1 protein-coding gene is annotated in these 2,656 nt (G+C 62.8%); it reads right to left on the bottom strand.

Going from position 1 to position 2,656, the window contains the following annotated elements; translation table 11 throughout:
- The coding region (locus WAS25_RS00975; RefSeq protein WP_422309421.1) for a multicopper oxidase domain-containing protein at window positions 1-2,656 on the bottom strand (2,656 nt) is incomplete at both ends.

Genomic DNA, 2,656 nt, shown 5'->3' with positions numbered 1-2,656 from the left:
TGCCCTGGTTGAGCGCGCCAGCGGCGATGTCCGTGGTGGGGACCGAAGCGGTGGCGTCCTTGGTCGGATCCAGCACGCGCTGACTGGTAATGCCGGCGAGGGAGAAAGGCAGGCGCGGAGAGCGGGGCCGGAAGGCGACAATGATGTCTTCCAGGGGCTTCATCCGGACGGTTTCCTTCCAGCCGAGTTCGTTGTCCTCGGGGAAGCGCACAGCGCCGTCCCAGCCAACCCGGTTCATGATCTGGACGTCAAAGAGATGGAAGTGCACGGGGTGGGTATCCACACCGTTGTGGGTGATCTTCCAGATCTGGGTGCTGCCGTCGGTCACGAACTCAGTCGGAAGTTCGGAATAACCAATGGGAATGGTGGTCTGGTTGTTGAAGTTGGTGAAGGGCAGCTCGACGCCAAGGGTTGCGTTCATGCGGCCGTAATCCAGTTCGAAGAGCTCCTGGATGGCCTTGGGCTGGAAGGGCATGGTGACAACGTCGCCATTCTCCGTCCGGGCATAGGTCTTGCTGTTGTCCTGGATCCGGCCGTAGGTGTTCGTTGTGTAGGCGGTGTTCATCGCAGAGTTGTAAAGCTTCTGGGGGATGATCGGGGGGTGCTGGCTGGCCTTGAAGGCGCCATCTGTGGTCGCGGTTGACGCGAAGGCTGCCTCCAGGGCGGCAAGGTCGAACGGCGCGGCAGGCGCGACATCAGCCACCTTGAACTGCATCAGGGTGCGGGTGTTGGGGCCGAAACCGGGCTGGGCGTCGAGAGCGCCGCCGGTGGCCGTCTGGTCCGCATCGGGGCCGGTGTAGTAATCGTACCGAACGTCGAAGGCGGGCACGGGGGCCAGCATGTCGTTGTAAAGGATGAGGGTCTGGCCTCGGAACGCAGAGAAGTCCACGATGACGTCTGCGCGCTCGGCGGGAGTCAACCAGAGGGCATGCTTCTCAACGTCCAGAACGACGATGTCGCGCCGGTTGTAGTTGTAGGTAGTCGGCTGCGACCGGAAGACCACGGGCGCAGGCAGGAAGCCGCTCTCGTTGCCGATCTGGATGATGTCGGGGCCGATGGTGTTGAAGTCCACCACACCGCCAGCGCGACCATCTTTGGGCCACACGGGGAGGTTCTGATCAAGGAGACCGTACTTGTTCTGGAAGAATGCTTCAGCAAGCACAGCATTCGCAGGCGAAGCATCAATCATCGCCACTTCGGTCTTGCCGGGGTCCGTAGGGTCCGCCGTGTAGAAGGCAAAGCTGAAGGGGCGGTCATTGGCCGCGTTCAGCATGCGGAAGCGGTACGCCTGGGGTTGGACAGTAATGGTGGGATACGGCGTGCCGTTGACCACCGGGGTATCCATGAACGCCTCAGGCGTCAGGGAGGGGTTGGGCGTGCCGGGGTAGCTGAAGCCACCATTGCCATCAGTATCAATACCCGAACCCGGGATGGGCCCATGGCCCATGGGGATGGTGTTGGCGGGGGTGATGGGGGTGGTGGCCACGGGCAGCGGGGGCCAGAACCACGGACCGTAGTCCCAACGGCCCATGGCATTGGCGCCGGACGGATCGTCCGGGTTCTGGTTGGGCATGTAGACGTGCGGATACCAGAGATCGCCTTCCTGGCCCCAGTTGTCGAGATCCCAGGTGGGATCCTGGAAGACGAGGCTGGTGGCCTCATTCGGCACGAAGGTCTTGTCCTGGAAGACCAGGGGGATGCCGTAGGTATAGACGGAGTTGCCACTCGCGAGCGAGTTCACACCCGGCGTGGCATCCCAGGGATCATCGGTGATCGGCAGGTTCGCGCCCTGCCTGGGCAGGATACCGGCGTTGATGAGCTTGGTCTCGACGGGATCCACGATCATGTAGCCCGCCGCTTCACCCAGGTAGACGTTCAGGCGGGTGAGGCCGAAGGAGTGGTCGTGGTAGAACATGAAGCGACCGCTCTGCTGATTGGTATAGAAGTAGGTGCCAATGCCATCACCAGGCTGATCGGTGACGCCATTCACGCCGATCATGTCGGGCACATTGCGGAAGGAGACACCCTTCTTGTTGGCGGTGGGGTCACCCGCAGGGGTGAACCACTGGTGGGGCGTGCCGTCACTGATCCAGGGGTTGAGGCCACCATGCAGGTGGAGCTCGGCGCGGTTCTGGGTGAAGGTGGACCCTCCGGGGCCGGCTCCGGCTCCCATCATGCTTGCATCCGAGGGCAGAGGCAGATTGCCGGCAGTACCGATTCCGAGCAGGTTGGTGAATTTGACGCGCACAGGGCGGTCGCGCTTGGCAACGATGACAGGCCCCAGGTAGTTGGAGGCCAAGGCTGGATTTAGCGTGTTCACGCCAGGCGCGCCATGCTGGATGTAGCCGCGCAGCTTGGTTGCCTTGGGCAGGTTCCCGTGCAACTGCTGGGTGTAGTCGATCAGGTCGATGCTGTAGTAGTCGGAGCCGGCATAGGTGCCCCGATCAGGCACGCCCACGGGGATGTAGTTCCCGAGGTCGTTAGCCTGGGCCGCACCAAGGCCGGGAAGCGTGTGCACGAACTTCGGGAGGGGATCGGTGTTCGCGTAGTTCGGAATGATGCCGTCCATGTAATGGGGCGTGCCCTGAGGGTCCATGGTCCCGAGGGGAGCCGGGGCAAGGGCTCCTTCCTTGGGGGCCTTGTAGTACGGGACCGA

This window comes from Geothrix sp., assembly GCF_049292215.1.
GTDB lineage: Bacteria > Acidobacteriota > Holophagae > Holophagales > Holophagaceae > Geothrix.
The sequence above is the reverse complement of the archived record's forward strand: the minus strand, read 5'-3'. Positions and strand labels throughout refer to the sequence as shown.